This window comes from Thioclava sp. GXIMD2076, assembly GCF_037949795.1.
Classification (GTDB): Bacteria; Pseudomonadota; Alphaproteobacteria; order Rhodobacterales; family Rhodobacteraceae; genus Thioclava; species Thioclava kandeliae.
This window is the reverse complement of record NZ_CP149932.1, coordinates 390,474-408,524: the sequence shown is the minus strand read 5'-3', so window position 1 is coordinate 408,524 and position 18,051 is coordinate 390,474. Positions and strand designations below refer to the sequence as shown.

Sequence of the window (18,051 nt, the reverse complement as noted above, 5' to 3'; positions counted from 1 at the left end):
GGCTTCGACTCTTTCTCTCAGAGCGTAGCCAGGAGAATTCCATGCCCAAAGAGGAATGGGGCGTCAAGCGCCTCTGCCCGCATTGCCAGAGCCGGTTTTACGATCTGAACCGTGATCCGATGATCTGCCCTGTCTGTTCCAATAGCCTGACGCTGGAAAGCGTATCGAATGGTCGTGGCCAGGTTCTGGTCGCGGATAAGACCAGCAACAAGCAGACCGATCTCGAAGTCGATGATCTCGGTGATGACGATCTGGATGATGATGCAGGCGACGTCGATCTCGACGATGATCTGCTCGACGAGGATGATGACGATAACGTCTCGCTCGACGATATCGCTGATGTCAGCTCGGATGACGACGATAACTGATCCATCGATTAGGATGATATCGGGAAAGGGCGCGGCCATTGGCGGCGCCCTTTCCTGTTGGCGAAGCGGGTAGGATAAAATCTGCCCATCAGAAAATCTTCTGGAACAGATCGGCCATGCTGCTGCGTTTTAAGCGCATCGAAAGGAAGATCTCATGACAAGCAATTTTAACGGGCTCAGCCGCCGTAATCTGATGAAGGTCCTTGCGGCTTCGCCAGTGGCCGTAACGGGCGCCGGAATAGCCAGCATGGCCCATGCCGAGGCCGAAGCCGCCGCGCAATCCGTGGGGCTGATTTCGGGCAATATGTGCCTTGTCTCGCCGGAAACCACCGAAGGGCCCTATTACATCGACCCCAAACTGGTGCGGGCCGATATTCGCGAGGACAAAGAGGGCATCGCGATGACCATGCAGTTGCAGGTCGTCGATGAAAACTGTCAGCCGATGGCCAATGCTCGCGTCGACATCTGGCATTGCGATGCCGAGGGAAATTACTCGGGTTATGCCTCGCAAGGCTCGGAGGGGACGCTGGACACCGAGGGCGAGACCTTCCTGCGTGGCACCCAGATGACCGACGAAAGCGGTATCGTCAGCTTCCAGACCATCTATCCGGGCTGGTATCGCGGGCGCACGACCCATATCCATTACAAGGTCTTCCTCGACGAGACCAATGTGCTGACCTCGCAGATCTTTTTCCCTGACGCGCTAAGCCAGTATATCTACGACAATATCGAGCCATATACGCGCGACAGCACGCGTGACACCTATAACGCCATCGACGGCATCCTGCAGGCGGCGGGCGATGGGGCCTATACGGCGATCCGCGAGCAGTCCGAGATGTATCTGGCACAGCTGGTGGTAGGGGTGGATCCCGATGCGGTAAGCCAGGAGGGCTCGGGCCCCGGCGGTGCACCGAAATCGGCCAATATGGGCGAGCCGCCCGAGGGCGCAGCACCGGAGGGGGGCGCACCGGGTCAGCCGCCGGAACAGAGCGCGGGCGATCTTTCGCCCGAGGATCTGATCCCCGGCAGCAAGACGGAATAAAAAAGGGCGGCCCCGGGGCCGCCCTTTCTTTTAACTCTCCGCCAGATCAGGCGTGGATCGCGCCGTCGCCGCAGGCCAGAGCCGCTTCGCGGACCGCTTCCGAGAAGGTCGGGTGGGCGTGGCAGGTCAGTGCCAGATCCTCGGCAGAGGCGCCGAATTCCATTGCAACACAAACCTCGTGGATCAGATCGCCTGCGCCCGGGCCGATGATATGGGCACCGAGGATGCGGTCGTTCTCGTCCACGATCAGCTTGGCGAAGCCTTCCGCCTGGAAGACGGCCTTGGCGCGCGCATTGCCCATGAAGGGGAACTTGCCGACCTTGTATTTGACGCCGTCTTTCTTCAGCTCTTCCTCGGTCTTGCCAACGGATGCGACCTCGGGGGTGGTGTAGATCACGCCGGGAATGACGCCATAGTTCACATGGCCATGCTTGCCGGCAAGGACCTCCGCCACGGCCATGCCTTCGTCTTCGGCCTTATGGGCCAGCATCGACCCGACGATCGCATCGCCGATCGCATAGATGCCTTTGACAGAGGTCTGCCAATGCGCATCGGTCTTGATCTGGCCGCGCTGTTCCATCTCGACGCCGATATCCGCCAGACCCAGACCATCGGTATAGGGCTTACGGCCGGTTGCCACGAGCACGGTATCCGCGTCGATGGTGACCTCGCTGTCATCCTTGCGCAGCTTGTAGGTGACCTTAGCTTTGCCGTTCTTGGTCTCGACCGATTGTACGGCCGCGCCAAGGACGAAATCCATGCCCTGTTTGGCAAGGATCTTCTGGAACTGCTTCGAGACCTCGCCATCCATGGTGGGGGTGATTACATCGAGGAACTCGACCACGGTCACCTTCGCGCCAAGGCGTGCATAGACCGAGCCCATTTCCAGACCGATGACACCCGCGCCGATTACGACCAGCGATTTCGGGATCTTCTTCAGCGCCAGCGCGCCGGTGGAGGAGACAACGGTCTCCTCGTCGATCTCGATGCCCGGAAGCGAGGACGGAACAGACCCCGAGGCGATCACGATATTCTTGGCGTTATGGACCTCTTCGCCCACTTTCACCTGACCGGCGGCCGGGATCGAGCCCCAGCCTTTGAGCCAGGTGATCTTGTTCTTCTTGAACAGGAATTCGATGCCCTTGGTGTTGCCGTCGACGACCTCTTGCTTATAGGCCTTCATCTGGTCCCAATCGACCGAGGGCGCCTTGCCCTTGAGGCCCATCTTGGCGAAGTTGTGCTCGGCTTCATGCAGCTCATGGGTCGCATGCAACAGCGCCTTGGAGGGAATGCAGCCGACGTTGAGGCAGGTGCCGCCCAGCGTCTCGCGGCCTTCGACCACAGCGGTTTTCAGGCCAAGTTGTGCACAGCGGATCGCGCAGACATAGCCACCCGGGCCGCCGCCGATTACGATCACATCAAAATCTGCCATTTGTTGCTCCTATCTGTCAGGTGCGGATATCGTCTCCGGCAGGCGGACCCCGCCGGAGGGTGTTAGATTAGGCCAATCACGAGAATGGCCAGCGTTGCAAGCAATCCCACGCCCCAGATCAGCGAGCGCCAAGGCACCCAACCGAAGGCATAGGCGGGGATATAGAGAAGCCGTGCGACGAGAAATACGCCGCAAAGCGAAAGGGTGAGCGCACTGGTCTGGCGGGTCAGAACCACCAGCAGAACGGCAGGGGTGAACAGGATCAGGCTCTCGAAAGAGTTGTTCATCGCGCGGCGCAGGCGGGCGGTGGTCACCGACAACGGCACCGGCGGTTCATCATCGCGCGGCCCCATCGTGTAGCTCGAGGGCAGCTCCATATTGGCGCGCACCGCGAACAGCACCATAAGGGCGATATGCAGGAAAACGGCGAGCCCGAGGGCGCTGAGTTCGGGGGTGGTGAATGCGATCATGATACCCTCAGAACACTGCCGCCAGAACCATCACCAGCGTGGCCAGAAGGCCCAAGGCAAAGATCGCGGACCGCCACGGCACCCATGCAAAGGCATAGGCGGGCAGGTAGAGCGCACGGGCAATCACATAGATCCACGCACAAAGGCCCGTCAGCCAGCCATTCGAGCCGGTGAACTGCACCAGCACGACGGCAATGATGAACAGCCCGATATTCTCGGTATGGTTGGACAGCGCGCGGCGCAGACGCTTGGTCCGCTCGGACAGCTGGGCGTCAAGGTTTTCCCGCGTGCCAAGATTGCCGTCCTTGCCGATATCGGCTTCCAGCGAGCGCTGCGACCAGAAGACCGCCACCAGATGGATGAGGACCGTGGCGGCCAAGGCGTAAAGCTCTGCTGTCATGCAATTGCCTCTTTCGGTTTGCGGATCACGAGCGAAAGCCCCGCGATCATCGCCAGAATGCCGTCAACCAGCGGCCAGAGATTAGCGAGAGCAATACCACCGGAAATCGCGTGGAGATAATGCAGGGCGCAGAGGCCGAGGGCGGCGGCAAAGGCAGTGCGTGAGGGGGCGCGCAGCGCGAATTGCACGGAGAGCAGAAGCAAAACATCAACCAGCAGGAGGATCATGTCGGAGGCTTCCGCACGCCCCATCGCAAGATACGCGACAAGGAGGGGGAAATAGACGCCGCGAAGCGCGATCTCTGCCCAGAACATCCAACGTGCCAACTGCATCAGTCTTGCCTCGAAATGCGTCCCGAAGAACGTAGGGATGTGGCGCCCCGTGATGGAGCGCCACATGTCGGATCACAGATCCATCAGCAGGCGGCGCGGATCTTCCAGCGCTTCCTTGACGCGCACGAGGAAGGTCACGGCGCCTTTGCCGTCGACGATACGGTGGTCATAGGACAGCGCGAGATACATCATCGGGCGGATCTCGATCTTGCCGTTGACGACCATCGGACGGTCCTGGATCTTGTGCATGCCGAGGATACCCGATTGCGGCGGGTTCAGGATCGGCGAGGACATCAGCGAGCCATAGACACCACCGTTGGAGATGGTGAAGGTGCCGCCCTGCATCTCTGCCATCGACAGCTTGCCGTCACGCGCGCGCTTACCTTTTTCCGAGATCGCTTTCTCGATATCGGCAAAGGACATGCTGTCGGCGTCGCGGATGACCGGAACGACCAGACCCTGCGGGGTGCCTGCCGCCACGCCCATATGGACGTAGTTCTTGTAGACGATCTCGTTGCCGTCGATCTCCGCGTTCACTTCCGGCACTTCTTTCAGAGCGTGGCAGCACGCTTTGGTGAAGAAGGACATGAAGCCCAGACGCGCGCCATGTTTCTTCTCGAACATGTCCTTGTACTGGTTGCGCAGCGCCATCACCTCGGTCATGTCCACCTCGTTATAGGTGGTCAGCATGGCAGCGGTGTTCTGGCTGTCTTTCAGGCGCTTGGCGATGGTGGCCCGCAGGCGGGTCATCTTCACGCGTTCCTCGCGGGCCGCGTCATCGGCATTCGAGGTGCCGCGCGGCATCTGTGCCGGTGCGGGGGCCACGGACGCTGCCGGAGCCGAACCCGCTTTGGCCACATCCTCTTTCATGATGCGACCGTCGCGGCCGGTGCCGGTGACCGATGCGGGGCTGATGCCCTTTTCGGCCATCGCTTTTTCTGCCGAAGGGGCGTTCTTCACGCCGGCGCCGGAGGAGGCTTCTGCCGCCGGAGCGGGGGCTGCGGCGGGTGCGGAACCGGCCGACGCGCCTGCCGAGATCACGGCGAGCTTGGCCGAGGCATCAACGGTGGTGCCCTCGGTGGCCACGATCTCCATCAGAACGCCAGCGGCGGGCGCGGGCACTTCGACCGACACCTTGTCGGTTTCGAGTTCGCACAGCATCTCGTCCTGCGCAACGGTGTCGCCGACTTTCTTGAACCAGGTCGAGACGGTGGCTTCCGACACCGATTCGCCCAGCGACGGGACCATGACATCCACAGGCTTGCCTTCCGAGCCACCAGCTGCCGGAGCCGCAGCCGCGGGGGCCTCGGCCTTGGGAGCGGAGGCTGCGGCTTCGCCACCTTCGCTGATCATGGCCAGAAGCGCGTCCACACCAACGGTGGTGCCTTCTGCGGCCACGATCTCGCCCAGCGTACCGGCTGCGGGAGCGGGAACCTCGACGGTGACCTTGTCGGTTTCCAGCTCGCAGAGCATTTCGTCTTGGGCAACCGCGTCACCCGGCTTCTTGAACCAGGTGGCGACAGTCGCCTCGCTCACGGATTCGCCCAGCGTAGGGACGCGAACTTCGGTACTCATGGATTATCCCTCCAGTGCATCATTAACGAGCGCGTCCTGCTCGGCCTTGTGCGATTTCGCCAGACCCGTTGCGGGCGAGGCGGAAGCGGCACGGCCTGCATAGCGGGCGCGGGAATGTTTGGCGTCGAGTTTCGACAGGACCCATTCCAGGTTCGGTTCGATGAAGGACCAGGCGCCCTGGTTCTTCGGTTCTTCCTGACACCAGACCATCTCTGCGTTCTTGAAGCGGGCCAGCTCGTTCGACAGCGAATTTGCCGGGAACGGGTAGAACTGCTCGACGCGCAGCAGATAGACATCGTCGAGACCGCGGGCGTCGCGCTCGGCCAGCAGGTCGAAATAGACCTTGCCCGAGCACATCACGACGCGCTTGATCTCGGCATCGGGTTTCAGGTTCATTTCGGAATTGCCCTTTTCCGCATCGTCCCACAGGACGCGGTGGAAGAAGGACCCGGTGGTGAAATCTTCCTTGGTCGAGATCGCCATCGGGTGGCGAAGCAGCGACTTCGGCGTCATCAGGACCAGCGGCTTACGGAAGTTCCGGTGGATCTGGCGGCGCAGAATATGGAAGTAGTTGGCGGGTGTGGAGCAGTTGGCAACGATCCAGTTGTCTTCCGCGCACATCTGCAGGAAGCGTTCCAGACGTGCCGAGGAGTGCTCGGGACCCTGACCCTCGAAGCCATGCGGCAGCAGCATCACCAGACCGGACATCCGCAGCCATTTGCGCTCGCCCGAGGAGATGAACTGGTCGAACATGATCTGCGCGCCGTTGGCGAAGTCACCGAACTGGGCTTCCCACATGGTCAGCGTGTTGGGCTCTGCCAGCGAGTAGCCATATTCGAAGCCAAGAACCGCATATTCGGACAGTGCCGAGTCGATCACCTCGTAGCGGGCTTGACCTGCCTTGATGTGATTGAGCGGGTAATAACGCTCTTCGGATTTCTGGTCGATGAAGGCCGAGTGACGTTGGCTGAAGGTCCCGCGGGTCGAGTCCTGACCTGCAAGGCGCACCGGATAGCCTTCCGCAAGGAGCGAACCGAAGGCCAGCGCCTCGCCGGTTGCCCAGTCGAAGCCCTTGCCGGTCGAGAACATCTCTTCCTTCTGGCCCAGCAGACGCGTGACCGTGCGGTGCATCTCGAACCCTTCGGGGGCGGTGGTCAGCGCCTTCCCGACCTCGTGGAAGGTCTCTTCGGAGACAGCGGTGGAGCCTGCGTCATAGACCTGCCCCTCGCGCTCCATGTTCTTCCAGCGACCGTCAAGCCAGTCGGCCTTGTTGGGTTTGTAGACCTTGCCCGCCTCGAACTCCTCGTTCAGATGGGCCTGGAACGCGGCTTTCATATCCTCGATCTCGCCCTCGGGGATCAGGCCGTCCTTCACCAGACGCTCGGTATAGAGCTGGAGCGTCGTCTTGTGACCCTTGATGTTGGTATACATCTGCGGGTTGGTGAACATCGGCTCGTCGCCTTCGTTGTGACCGAAGCGGCGGTAGCAGAAGATGTCGAGAACAACGTCCTTGAGGAACTTCTGACGGAACTCGGTGGCCACTTTCGCGGCATGCACAACCGCTTCCGGATCGTCGCCGTTGACGTGGAAGATCGGGGCTTCCACCATCAGCGCGATATCGGTCGGGTAGGGCGAGGTGCGCGAGAAATGCGGCGCGGTGGTGAAGCCGATCTGGTTGTTCACGACGATATGGATCGTGCCGCCGGTGCGGTGACCGCGGATGCCCGAGAGCTGGAGGCATTCCGCCACAACACCCTGACCTGCGAAGGCCGCGTCGCCATGCAGCAGGATCGAGAGCACTTCGCGGCGCTCGCTGTCGTTGAGTTGGTCCTGCTTGGCGCGGACCTTGCCCAGAACAACAGGGTTCACGGCCTCGAGGTGCGAGGGGTTTGCGGTCAGCGAGAGGTGGACCTTGTTACCATCGAACTCGCGGTCCGAGGAGGCACCGAGGTGGTATTTCACATCGCCCGAGCCATCCACGTCATCGGGCTTGAACGACCCGCCCTGGAATTCGTTGAAGATGGCGCGGTAGGGCTTCATCATCACGTTCGACAGAACCGACAGACGGCCGCGGTGCGGCATGCCGATGACGATCTCTTTCAGGCCGAGATTGCCGCCGCGCTTGATGATCTGCTCCATTGCGGGGATCAGGGCCTCGCCGCCATCCAGACCGAAGCGCTTAGTCCCCATGTATTTCACATGCAGGAACTTCTCGAAGCCTTCGGCCTCGACCAACTTGTTCAGGATCGCGCGACGACCTTCACGGGTGAAGGTGATCTCCTTGTCATAGCCCTCGATACGCTCTTTGAGCCATGCCGATTGCTCGGGGTCCGAGATATGCATGTATTGCAGCGCGAAGGTGCCGCAATAGGTGCGTTTCACGATCTCCATGATCTGGCGCATCGAGGCGATTTCCAGCCCCAACACTTTATCGAGGAAGATCGGGCGGTCCATATCGGCATCGGTGAAGCCGTAGGATTTGGGGTCGAGTTCGGGATGTGGAACCTCGTCACGCATTTTCAGCGGGTCGAGATCTGCGGCGAGGTGACCACGGATACGGTAGGCACGGATCAGCATCAGCGCGCGAACGGAATCCAGCACGGCACGCTTGATCGCGCCCTCGTCGAGAGCGACGCCTGTCTCGGCGGCTTTCTTCGAGATTTTCTTGCCGGCATCCTTCACTTCGGCGGCCGGCCACTCGCCGGTCAGCGCGCCCATGATCTCGGACGGCGCCGCACTCGGCCAGTCGCTGCGTTCCCAGCTGGGACCGGAGGCCGATTTCTTCACGCTGGCTTCGTCGTCCTGCAGCTGACGGAAGAAATCCGCCCATGCCGCATCTACAGACGCCGGATCATTGGCGAAGCGTGCGTAAAGCTGCTCGACATATTCGGCATTGCCTCCCTGAAGGAAGCTGGATGCCTGGAATTGGCTGTTTGGAGATTCGTCGTTCATATGGTCACCTGTTCAGGTGGATGGGTGATGGCGCGGCCCGCGCGTCTCGCGGACCGTGATGCTTGTGTGGCCTTAGTTGCTGTAAGGCGAGATATAGGGCTGGCTGGCGGCAGGCAAACCTGCGGCATGGGCACAACCGTCTGAGTATTTGGACCAGTCATTGGCATTGGTGCAGCGCGCAGCTTGCCCGTTGACAATGGTCCCGTCCGTGCGGGCAGTATTTGCAACGGCATAACCCGTAGAACCGGTGGGCGTGGTGCCTGCCGGAACTTTTCCGTGACCGACAACCGGCCCTGTGGTGATCGGGCCGGGGGCACCTTTCACCATTTGGTCCTGAATTTCGTGAGCGGGGGTGTCGGATTGCTCGTGCAGCTTGCCGCTGCCCCAGTAATTGCCCGGGCCGCAAGCGGTCAGGGCAAGCGCCGCGACCCCCAGCATCGACAGCAGGGGGAAACGGAGGGAACGGGTTGTCGTGGGCGTCATCGTCATTGTCCTTCTCGGAGGCTCGGCTGCACTATCGGTGTCATTAGTCAGATAATAGGTTTCCGCATCGTCAAGGCCGTCGGGGCAGATAGCGGTAAGTTTAACATCTGGCATATGTGCGTGCAGTATGGGCGAAACGCTGGTGACGGAGGCGTAGGCGCGAACCGCCCGGCCACGATGGGTCGGGAGATGGCTCGTCAGCACGTTGATCCGTCTTCTCATTGGTTCGCCCTTTGCCCGACCTTTTGTCAGGCTGACGTAGTTCTAAAGAAACCTCGGAAGGGCAAAACAGAGACGCGGTCTCTGTTCAGCTCTGCCGAGTGGCCCGGAAATGAGCCGGAGATGCCCGCGCAGGTCACCTGCGCGGGCACCAGAAAATTAGCCCTTGATGGCTTTCATGACGGCTTCACCCAGCGTTGCGGGGCTGTCTGCCACGACGATACCAGCCGATTTCATGGCTTCGATCTTCGATTCCGCATCGCCTTTGCCGCCGGCGACGATTGCGCCTGCGTGGCCCATGCGGCGGCCCGGAGGGGCCGTGCGGCCTGCGATAAAGCCTGCGGTCGGCTTCCAACGGCCTTTTTTCTTCTGCTCGGCGAGGAATTCTGCGGCTTCTTCTTCCGCCGAACCACCGATTTCACCGATCATGATGATCGAGGTCGTTTCCGGATCGTCAAGGAACATGTCGAGCACGTCGATATGTTCGGTGCCCTTGATCGGGTCGCCACCGATACCGACAGCCGAAGACTGGCCCAGACCCAGATCGGTCGTCTGCTTGACGGCCTCGTAGGTCAGAGTGCCCGAACGCGACACGACGCCGACCGAACCACGCTTGTGGATGTGGCCGGGCATGATGCCGATCTTGCAGGCATCGGGGGTGATAACGCCCGGGCAGTTCGGACCGATCAGACGCGACTTGCTGTCGATCAGAGCGCGCTTAACCTTCATCATGTCGAGCACCGGAATGCCCTCGGTGATGCAGACGATCAGCTCCATTTCAGCGTCGATCGCCTCGAGGATCGAGTCGGCCGCGAAAGGCGGGGGAACGTAGATCACGGTCGCATTGGCTTCGGTGACATGCTTGGCTTCATGAACCGAGTTGAACACGGGCAGGTCCAGATGCTTCTGGCCGCCTTTGCCGGGGGTCACGCCGCCGACCATCTTGGTGCCGTAGGCGATCGCCTGTTCCGAGTGGAAGGTCCCCTGCGAGCCGGTGAAGCCCTGACAGATGACTTTGGTGTTTTCGTTGACGAGAACTGCCATGATCTTAGCCTTTCACCGCTTTCACGATTTTTTCTGCGCCGTCGGACAGGTTGTCTGCGGCAATCACATTCAGGCCGGAAGTCGCGATGATTTCCTTACCCTTTTCGACATTTGTGCCTTCAAGGCGGACAACCAGCGGAACTTGCAGGCCGACTTCTTTCACGGCGGCGAGAACGCCTTCCGCGATGATGTCGCAGCGCATGATGCCGCCGAAGATGTTGACCAGAATGCCTTTGACGTTCTTGTCGGAGGTGATGATCTTGAAGGCCTCGGTAACCTTTTCCTTGGTCGCGCCGCCGCCCACATCAAGGAAGTTCGCAGGCTCTGCGCCGTAGAGCTTGATGATGTCCATCGTCGCCATCGCCAAACCCGCGCCGTTCACCATACAACCGATCTCGCCATCGAGCGCGATGTAGTTCAGGTCGTATTTGGACGCTTCGAGTTCCTTGCTGTCTTCCTCGGTCTCGTCGCGCAGCGCTTGGATGTCGGGGTGACGATAAAGTGCGTTGCCGTCGAAGCCGAGCTTGGCGTCGAGCACTTTAAGGTTGTTATCGGGCATGACGATCAGCGGGTTGATCTCGAGCTGCTCCATGTCCTTCTCGATGAAGGCTTGGTAGAGCTTGCCCAGAAGGCTGACCATCTGCTTGACCTGACCGCCTTCAAGACCCAGCGCGAAAGCCACGCGACGGCCATGATAGGCCTGGTATCCTGCTGCCGGGTCGATCGAGAAGGAGATGATCTTCTCGGGGGTCGAGGCCGCAACTTCTTCGATATCCATGCCGCCTTCGGTCGAGCAAACCACCGAGACGCGGCTCGACTGACGGTCGACCAGAAGCGCCAGATACAGCTCGCGCGAGATATCCGAGCCGTCTTCGATATAGATGCGGTTGACCTGCTTGCCTGCCGGACCGGTCTGATGCGTGATCAGGGTCTTGCCGAGCATCTGCTTGGCCATGGCTTCGGCTTCTTCCACCGATTTGGCAAGGCGGACACCGCCTTTTTCGCCGGCTTCGGCTTCCTTGAAATGGCCCTTGCCACGGCCACCGGCGTGGATCTGCGCCTTAACAACCCAAAGCGGTCCGTCGAGTTCGCCTGCTGCGGTCTTGGCCTCCTCTGCCTTCAGAACCGCGCGACCCTCCGAAACCGGGCAACCGTAGCTCTTGAGGAGCTGCTTCGCCTGATATTCATGAATGTTCATGATCTCCGTCCCATGCTGGTGCGATTTGGGGCAGACTGGACAGAATGTCGCAGCCTGACAAGCTGAAATTGCCTTGCGCGCTGATATGTGAGCGGAAAACCGACTTTTGTGATCACACGATTGATGCGTGTGATCACAAGGAAGAATTCGTTAGCGATTCAACTCTGCAGTAGCCAAAACGGAACGAATCTTTGAAGACTGGGCAGGGCAGTTGAAAGTGATGCAGCAATGACGAAATCCGACGAATCACCGGAGCTTCCGAGATGGGGGGTGGTCGGCACGATGGACGAGCCTGTGCCGCTTGTCGCGGCCTGGGTGGCCCATCATTTGGCCATCGGTGCCTCCGAGGTCCATGTGGTTTTCGACCGGCCCGATCCTCCGGCAGAACGTCTTTTGCGCGGGGTAGCCGGGTGCTTCGTGCATCGTTCGGGCGAAGATGGCTGGGTGCGGCATTGGAACGCGCAACGTCCCTCACGCCACCAAGCCCGCCAGAAATACAACGCGACCCGGATCGCCAACGAGGTGGATGTGGCCTGGATGGTGCATTGTGATGCAGACGAGTTCATCCATCTTGAACGGCCCTTTGAATGGGAGCTTGCAAAGACCCACGAGAAGGCGTGGTTGCGGCTGGAAGTGCTGGAGCGGACCTTTGTGCCTGATGTGACCGGCAACGACATTTTCCAAGGCGTCTTCCGCAAGCGCTGGGATGCATTTGCCGAAGAGGGAGAGGCGTTTTACGGCGCACGGGCGCAGTTCCTCAACCGTGGCGTTTCCGGCCATATCGCGGGCAAGGCCTGCACGCGCGTGGGGCAGGGCTATGTGTTGGGGGTTCATCACCCGACCGAACACTGGGACGCGCCAGGTGGCACGGTGACCCTGCCGTATCGTCCCTCCTACAATGCGCGACTGATGCATTTCGACGGGCTCACGCCGCTGCATTATATTCTCAAGATGATGCGTCGGGCCTTGACGCAGGTGCAAGGTGATCCGGTGCCCTATGCCGAACCACGCGTCGCACAGTTCCGGGAGGCCGCCGCGCGGGCGCGGGATCCGCAGGCGCTATGGGACCAGTGGTATGCCGTTCAGGGCGTCACGGAGGCGGAGGAGGTGGGGTTGCTAAAGCGTCATCTGCTGGAGCGGATCGCCTGTCCGGTTCTGGGCCATGCCCGTGCACTTTTTCCCGAGCTGGATTTTACCTCCGCGGGGTTCGACAGGCTGCTCATGGAGCATGAGGCGGCTCTGATCGGGCGGGCGAGGGAGGAGCTGGGCTTCGATGCGCGGGCCTTCGCCATGGACGGGATCGCAGGCTAGACCCGAATGCAAAAGGCGCGGCCTGAGCCGCGCCTTTCACGTGAAACATCGATGGCTTATGCCAGCGAGCTGTCGATGCCTTTGCAGGCTTCGACGAGGCCATTGACCGCGTCTACCGACTTGTCGAACATGGCTTGTTCGTCCTTGTTCATCTTGATGTCGACAACGCGCTCGATGCCGCCGGCACCGATCACGGTCGGGACGCCGACATACATGCCGTCGAGGCCGAGCGCGCCTTTGACATAGGCCGCGCAGGGCAGAACACGCTTCTGGTCCTTGAGATAGGCTTCCGCCATCTCGATCGCCGAGGTCGCAGGCGCATAGAAGGCCGAACCGGTTTTCAGCAGGCCCACGATCTCTGCGCCGCCATCACGGGTGCGCTGGATGATCGCGTCGAGTTTTTCCTGCGTGGTCCAGCCCATTTCGACGAGGTCGGGCAGCGGGATGCCGGCAACGGTCGAATAACGGGCAAGCGGCACCATCGTGTCGCCGTGACCGCCGAGCACGAAGGCGGTGACGTCTTTCATCGAGACATTGAACTCGGTCGCGAGGAAGTGGCGGAAGCGGGCCGAATCCAGCACGCCTGCCATACCGCAGACCTTCTCTGCCGGCAGGCCGGAGAATTTCTGCAATGCCCAGACCATCGCGTCGAGCGGGTTGGTGATGCAGATCACGAACGCGTCGGGGGCGTATTGCTTGATCCCCTCGCCGACCGATTTCATGACTTTGAGGTTGATGCCCAGAAGGTCATCGCGGCTCATGCCGGGCTTGCGCGGAACGCCAGCCGTCACGATGCAGACATCTGCACCAGCGATATCGGCATAGTCGTTCGTGCCTTTCATCGTGGCATCGAAGCCTTCCGACGGGCCGGATTCTGCAATATCGAGGGCTTTCCCCTGCGGGGTGCCTTCGGAAATATCGAACAGGACGACATCGCCAAGTTCTTTGAGGGCTGCAAGATGGGCGAGAGTACCACCGATCTGACCTGCGCCGATCAGCGCAATCTTGGGTCGGGCCATGAATTCCTCCGTCATAGGATGGATATAAGTGACCGGTGATGGGTAGGCGGTTTTTATGCTTTAGGCAAGAGGACCTAGCGCATTCGTGCATCCTAAACGGGTTCTGTATGCTATGGTGTACGGCTTCGCGAGTCAGGAATGCAAGCGGGATCAGTCACTTATATGTGAGCAAAAATATCCCGCGAAATCAAATAAAACAGGTGGATTCCGCCGTTCAGATGTCTTTTTTCGGGCCGGTGCCGAAAGCTCTGCCAAAACCGCCGCTTTGGGTCTTGAAGTCCATTCCGGAGGCGATCAGGCAGCTGGTGCCACCAGGAGTGGTGGCCAGCAGGGTCCATGTGCCGCTCTCCGCGGCAAACAGCTCCATCAGCGTATTATTGGCAGCAATTCCCGTGCTGCGCTGTGTTTCCTGATAGCGGTTTGCCAGCTCGACCACGATCTCTGAGCGGTCACCACAGGCGGGGGTCTCGGCGCGCAGGTTCTGCGCGGCAAGGATGAGTGCAAGAAAGCCCAGTGAGAGGGCAAAAAGCTTCTTTTGCATAGATCGCCCCTTGGTTGTGATATGCAGTGATCACTAAACTAAGGCGAACTGACGAAAAGAGAGTTAATCACCCTAGGGGCGCCCGCAATTTACCTGCGAGAACTAAAATTCTGCGATGCGGCAGAAATTATATTGCAAATAACGTTTATACTGTGATCTTTTGTTCCGTATAGCAGTTTGGGAGGAGAATCATGTCGGCACAGCCTTATCGTTCGGTGCTTTACATCCCCGGCTCCAAGGAGCGGGCGCTTGATAAGGCCATGGGGCTAGATTGTGATGCGATCATCTTCGATCTGGAGGATGCTGTCGCCGTTGACGAAAAAATCAACGCCCGCGACACGCTGGTCGCAGCGCTGAAGGATAAGGATTTTGGCAATCGCGCGCGCATCGTGCGGATCAACGGGCTCGATACCGACTGGGGTCGCGAGGATGTGCTGAAGATGGCACGCGCCTTGCGCGAAGGCGCCCGGATCGATGCGATCCTGATCCCCAAGGTGAATGACCCCGCCGATCTGGATGCCGTGGGGGATCTGATCCCCGACGTGCCTCTCTGGGCAATGATGGAGACCTCGCTGGGGATGCTGAACGCGCAGGCGATTGCCGCCCATCCCCGCCTTCAGGGGATGGTGATGGGCACCAATGACCTCGCCAAGGAACTGGGCGCGCGGTTCCGCCCCGACCGGTTGCCGATGCTCTCGGGGCTGGGCCTGTGCCTGCTGGCGGCCAAAGCCTATGGGAAGATCATCGTGGATGGAGTCTATAATGCGTTCAGGGACGAGGAGGGTCTGGCCGCCGAATGCGCGCAGGGACGCGACATGGGCTTTGACGGCAAGACCCTGATCCATCCGGCGCAACTCTCCGTGGCCAATACCGCCTTTGCCCCATCCGAGGCCGAGATCGATCTAGCCGAGCGCCAGATCGCCGCCTTTGACGAGGCGCGATCAAAGGGGCAGGGTGTTGCGGTTGTCGATGGTAAGATCGTGGAAAATCTGCATATCGTCACAGCGCGGCAGGTCCTCGCCAAAGCGGAGGCGATTGCCGCACGGATATAAGCCAAGCGGAGTAAGCCAATGATCCTTCTCATCCTCGGTGTCCTGATCTGGGCGCTGGCGCATTTGTTCAAACGTCTGGCGCCCGAGGCGCGCGCGAAGATGGGGCCGCAGGGGCGGGCGATGGTGTCGGGGCTTCTCGTTCTGTCGCTGATCCTGATGGTGATCGGTTACCGCTCGGCGGATGGCGCGTTCTTCTGGGGCCGTAGCCCTGCGGTGACAGGGGTGAACAATCTGCTGATGCTGGTCTCGGTCTATCTGTTTGCAGCTGCCGGCATGAAGACCAAGATCGCGCAGATCTACCGCCACCCGATGCTGCTGGGCGTGCTGCTGTGGTCGGTCGCGCATATCCTCGTGAATGGCGATACGCCGAGCTTCGTGCTCTTTGGCGGGATCGGGATCTGGGCGCTGGTCGAAATGGTGCTGATCAACCGCACCGCGTGGGTGCCGCCCAAGGGCAAGGGCGCCAAAATGGAGATTTTCGCCCTTCTCGGGACGGTGATTGTCTATGGCGTGATTGCGGGTATCCATTATGCCTTCGGCTACCCGGTATTCGGGTGAAGGAGGATCCCATGAAAGCCTATCGTTTTCTCACGGCAGATGACACGAGCGAGTTCTGCCACAAGGTAACCGAAGCCCTGGCCAAGGGCTGGGTGCTGGAGGGGAACCCGCAATATGCGTTCGACGCGGCGCGCGGCGTGATGCGCTGCGGGCAGGCGGTGACGAAGATCGTCGAGGGCGAGTATTCGCCCGAACTGAAACTGGGGCAGCTCTAACGCGCCCCCAAACGGGAGGAGTGCAGGGTATGGCCAAAACGAATGCGGGCCGGTTTTTCGAGAATTATCATGTGGGGCAGGTGCTGAAACATGCCGTGCCCCGCACCGTCTCGGGCGGGGAGAGGGCGCTTTATCACGCGCTCTATCCCGCGCGCGGGGCGCTTTATTCATCGGATGAATTCGCACGGTCCTGTGGCCTGCCTGCCTCTCCCATCGACGACCTGGCGAGTTTCCATGTGATCTTCGGCAAGACGGTGCCGGATGTCTCGCTGAACGCAGTCGCCAATCTGGGCTATGCCGAGGGGCGATGGTATCTTCCGGTCTATCCCGGCGATACGCTGCGCTCCGAATCCGAGGTGATCGGTCTCAAGGAGAACTCCAACGGCAAGACCGGCGTGGTCTATGTCCGCACGCGCGGGCTGAACCAGCGCGATGAAACGGTGATGGACTATGTCCGCTGGGTGATGGTGCGCAAGGGCAACCCGGATGCGCCCGCGCCCGAGACAGTGCTGCCCGATCTGGCCAGAGTTGTGGCGCCCGAGGACCTGATCCTGCCCGAGGGGCTGGATTTCACCGGCTATGATTTCGATCTGGCGGGCGAGCCGCATCGCTGGGGCGATTACGGGATCGGCGAGAAGATCGACCATGTCGATGGCGTCACCATCGAGGAAGCCGAGCACATGCTGGCCACCCGCCTGTGGCAGAACACCGCTAAAGTGCATTTTGACGCGACCTTCCGCCCCGATGGCCAGCGGCTCATCTATGGCGGTCATGTGATCTCGATGGCGCGGGCGCTGTCGTTCAACGGGCTGGCCAATGCGCAGATGATCGTGGCGCTCAATGGCGGCGCACATGCCAATCCCTGCTTTGCGGGGGATACGGTCAAGGCATGGTCGGAGGTGATCGACAAGGCCGGGACGGGCGCTCCGGGGGTAGGGGCGCTGCGCCTGCGTCTGGTCGCGGTCAAGGCGGGGGCTGCACCTTTTGCCCTGAAGGGGGAGGACGGGAAATACCTGCCCGAAGTGCTGCTGGATCTGGACTACTGGGCGCTTTGCCCCCTGTGACCGACCGGCAAGATACCGCCTAAAACATTGAAATCGAATGCATATGTTTGAATGCATTCGGTTTTTGCGGTTGATCATCCGAAAAACCTGCTTCAAACGGATCACATTGATGCGACCGTTTTGCGAGAATTTTAGATGAGCGATACACGTTCCCCGAAGTCCTACGGCACCGCTGTCGCGCTCTGTGGCGTGTTCGGTGTACTGGGCGTGCATCACTTCTATCTCGGCAATATCCTGCACGGGCTGGTCGATCTGGGCCTGTTCCTCGTGACTGTGGCGCTGTTTTGCAACGGCAATCCGCTCGCGCTGGTGTTCCTGCTGGCGGATGCGCTGCACACGGTCATCGTGTTCTACAAGCTGATCACCGAGCAGGAACGCGACGGGCAGGGCCGACGCATCTGCCTTGCATCAACACCTATCTGACCTTTTCCCAATACCGGAGATTTCCATGACCGCTACCCCGATCGAGCCGCAATCCATGCAACAAGCCCCCGTTACGGGCGAATCCACCAAGGGTTTCGTTCCGGCGGTTCTGCTATGCTTCTTTCTGGGTAGCCTCGGTGTGCACCGCTTCTATCTGGGTCGCATCTTTACCGGCATCCTGATGCTGATCACGTTTGGCGGGCTCGGGATCTGGACGCTGATCGATTTCGTGCGCCTTGTCGTGGGCTCGCTGAAAGACAAGAACGGCCTGCCGCTGCGTCGCTAAGCTGGCCTCGCGCCCCCCAATCATGCACCCGTCCATGGATTGGGCGGGTGTTTTCGTTTAGGATCCG

20 protein-coding genes are annotated in these 18,051 nt (G+C 60.5%); 9 read left to right on the top strand and 11 right to left on the bottom strand.

The genetic code is table 11. The annotated features are described in order from the left end of the window. The first annotated feature begins 41 nt into the window (after positions 1–41). Positions 42–368 carry a TIGR02300 family protein gene (locus tag WDB91_RS02045; RefSeq protein WP_339113504.1) on the top strand — a complete coding sequence of 109 codons (327 nt, stop codon included), beginning with the start codon at positions 42–44 and terminating at the stop codon, positions 366–368. 154 nt (positions 369–522) lie between these two features. Beyond that, complete coding sequence (locus WDB91_RS02040) at positions 523–1,410, top strand: intradiol ring-cleavage dioxygenase (protein WP_339113503.1); 888 nt, start codon at positions 523–525, stop codon at positions 1,408–1,410. Between the two features lie 46 nt (positions 1,411–1,456). On the opposite strand, the gene lpdA is transcribed toward WDB91_RS02040, so the two are convergent. From lpdA to sucC, 9 genes are all read right to left on the bottom strand, one after another. Beyond that, positions 1,457–2,842: a dihydrolipoyl dehydrogenase gene (gene lpdA, locus WDB91_RS02035; RefSeq protein ID WP_339113502.1), complete on the bottom strand. Its 1,386-nt coding sequence runs from the start codon at positions 2,840–2,842 to the stop codon at positions 1,457–1,459. 62 nt (positions 2,843–2,904) lie between these two features. Continuing rightward, complete coding sequence (locus WDB91_RS02030) at positions 2,905–3,312, bottom strand: MAPEG family protein (protein ID WP_339113501.1); 408 nt, start codon at positions 3,310–3,312, stop codon at positions 2,905–2,907. Positions 3,313–3,319: 7 nt separating this feature from the next. Next, complete coding sequence (locus WDB91_RS02025) at positions 3,320–3,712, bottom strand: MAPEG family protein (protein ID WP_339113500.1); 393 nt, start codon at positions 3,710–3,712, stop codon at positions 3,320–3,322. Beyond that, complete coding sequence (locus WDB91_RS02020) at positions 3,709–4,044, bottom strand: hypothetical protein (RefSeq protein ID WP_339113499.1); 336 nt, start codon at positions 4,042–4,044, stop codon at positions 3,709–3,711. Before WDB91_RS02020 ends, WDB91_RS02025 begins: the two co-directional genes overlap by 4 nt. A gap of 72 nt (positions 4,045–4,116) precedes the next feature. Then, the gene (odhB, locus tag WDB91_RS02015; RefSeq protein ID WP_339113498.1) at positions 4,117–5,619 is read right to left on the bottom strand and encodes a 2-oxoglutarate dehydrogenase complex dihydrolipoyllysine-residue succinyltransferase; all 1,503 of its coding nucleotides are present in this window, start codon (positions 5,617–5,619) and stop codon (positions 4,117–4,119) included. Positions 5,620–5,622: 3 nt separating this feature from the next. After that, positions 5,623–8,571, bottom strand: a complete 2,949-nt coding sequence (locus WDB91_RS02010; protein WP_339113497.1) for a 2-oxoglutarate dehydrogenase E1 component — start codon at positions 8,569–8,571, stop codon at positions 5,623–5,625. A gap of 72 nt (positions 8,572–8,643) precedes the next feature. Further along, entirely contained in the window at positions 8,644–9,054 is a 411-nt protein-coding gene (locus WDB91_RS02005; RefSeq protein WP_339113496.1) for a hypothetical protein, read from the bottom strand. Between the two features lie 378 nt (positions 9,055–9,432). Continuing rightward, complete coding sequence (gene sucD, locus WDB91_RS02000; RefSeq protein WP_339113495.1) at positions 9,433–10,317, bottom strand: succinate--CoA ligase subunit alpha; 885 nt, start codon at positions 10,315–10,317, stop codon at positions 9,433–9,435. A 4-nt stretch (positions 10,318–10,321) separates the two neighbouring features. Then, positions 10,322–11,515, bottom strand: a complete 1,194-nt coding sequence (sucC, locus tag WDB91_RS01995; protein WP_339113494.1) for an ADP-forming succinate--CoA ligase subunit beta — start codon at positions 11,513–11,515, stop codon at positions 10,322–10,324. Positions 11,516–11,743: 228 nt separating this feature from the next. Here sucC and WDB91_RS01990 point away from each other — a divergent pair, with 228 nt between their 5' ends. Next, a complete protein-coding gene (locus WDB91_RS01990; protein WP_339113493.1) occupies positions 11,744–12,826 on the top strand; it encodes a glycosyltransferase family 2 protein in 1,083 nt (360 codons plus the stop codon). Positions 12,827–12,882: 56 nt separating this feature from the next. On the opposite strand, the gene mdh is transcribed toward WDB91_RS01990, so the two are convergent. Continuing rightward, on the bottom strand, positions 12,883–13,845 hold the full coding sequence (gene mdh, locus WDB91_RS01985) for a malate dehydrogenase (RefSeq protein WP_339113492.1): 963 nt from the start codon (positions 13,843–13,845) through the stop codon (positions 12,883–12,885). 214 nt (positions 13,846–14,059) lie between these two features. Then, positions 14,060–14,386 carry a hypothetical protein gene (locus tag WDB91_RS01980; RefSeq protein WP_339113491.1) on the bottom strand — a complete coding sequence of 109 codons (327 nt, stop codon included), beginning with the start codon at positions 14,384–14,386 and terminating at the stop codon, positions 14,060–14,062. 191 nt (positions 14,387–14,577) lie between these two features. Here WDB91_RS01980 and WDB91_RS01975 point away from each other — a divergent pair, with 191 nt between their 5' ends. From WDB91_RS01975 to WDB91_RS01950, 6 genes are all read left to right on the top strand, one after another. Further along, positions 14,578–15,438 carry a CoA ester lyase gene (locus WDB91_RS01975; protein ID WP_339113490.1) on the top strand — a complete coding sequence of 287 codons (861 nt, stop codon included), beginning with the start codon at positions 14,578–14,580 and terminating at the stop codon, positions 15,436–15,438. Between the two features lie 18 nt (positions 15,439–15,456). Continuing rightward, positions 15,457–15,996, top strand: a complete 540-nt coding sequence (locus WDB91_RS01970) for an NnrU family protein (RefSeq protein ID WP_339113489.1) — start codon at positions 15,457–15,459, stop codon at positions 15,994–15,996. An 11-nt stretch (positions 15,997–16,007) separates the two neighbouring features. Continuing rightward, complete coding sequence (locus WDB91_RS01965; protein WP_339113488.1) at positions 16,008–16,211, top strand: DUF1737 domain-containing protein; 204 nt, start codon at positions 16,008–16,010, stop codon at positions 16,209–16,211. A 29-nt stretch (positions 16,212–16,240) separates the two neighbouring features. Next, positions 16,241–17,275: a MaoC family dehydratase gene (locus tag WDB91_RS01960; protein WP_339113487.1), complete on the top strand. Its 1,035-nt coding sequence runs from the start codon at positions 16,241–16,243 to the stop codon at positions 17,273–17,275. A 135-nt stretch (positions 17,276–17,410) separates the two neighbouring features. Next, positions 17,411–17,698, top strand: coding sequence for an NINE protein (locus WDB91_RS01955; protein ID WP_339113486.1), 288 nt, complete (start codon positions 17,411–17,413; stop codon positions 17,696–17,698). A 25-nt stretch (positions 17,699–17,723) separates the two neighbouring features. Further along, positions 17,724–17,984, top strand: a complete 261-nt coding sequence (locus WDB91_RS01950; RefSeq protein ID WP_339113485.1) for a TM2 domain-containing protein — start codon at positions 17,724–17,726, stop codon at positions 17,982–17,984. Positions 17,985–18,051 lie beyond the last annotated feature (67 nt).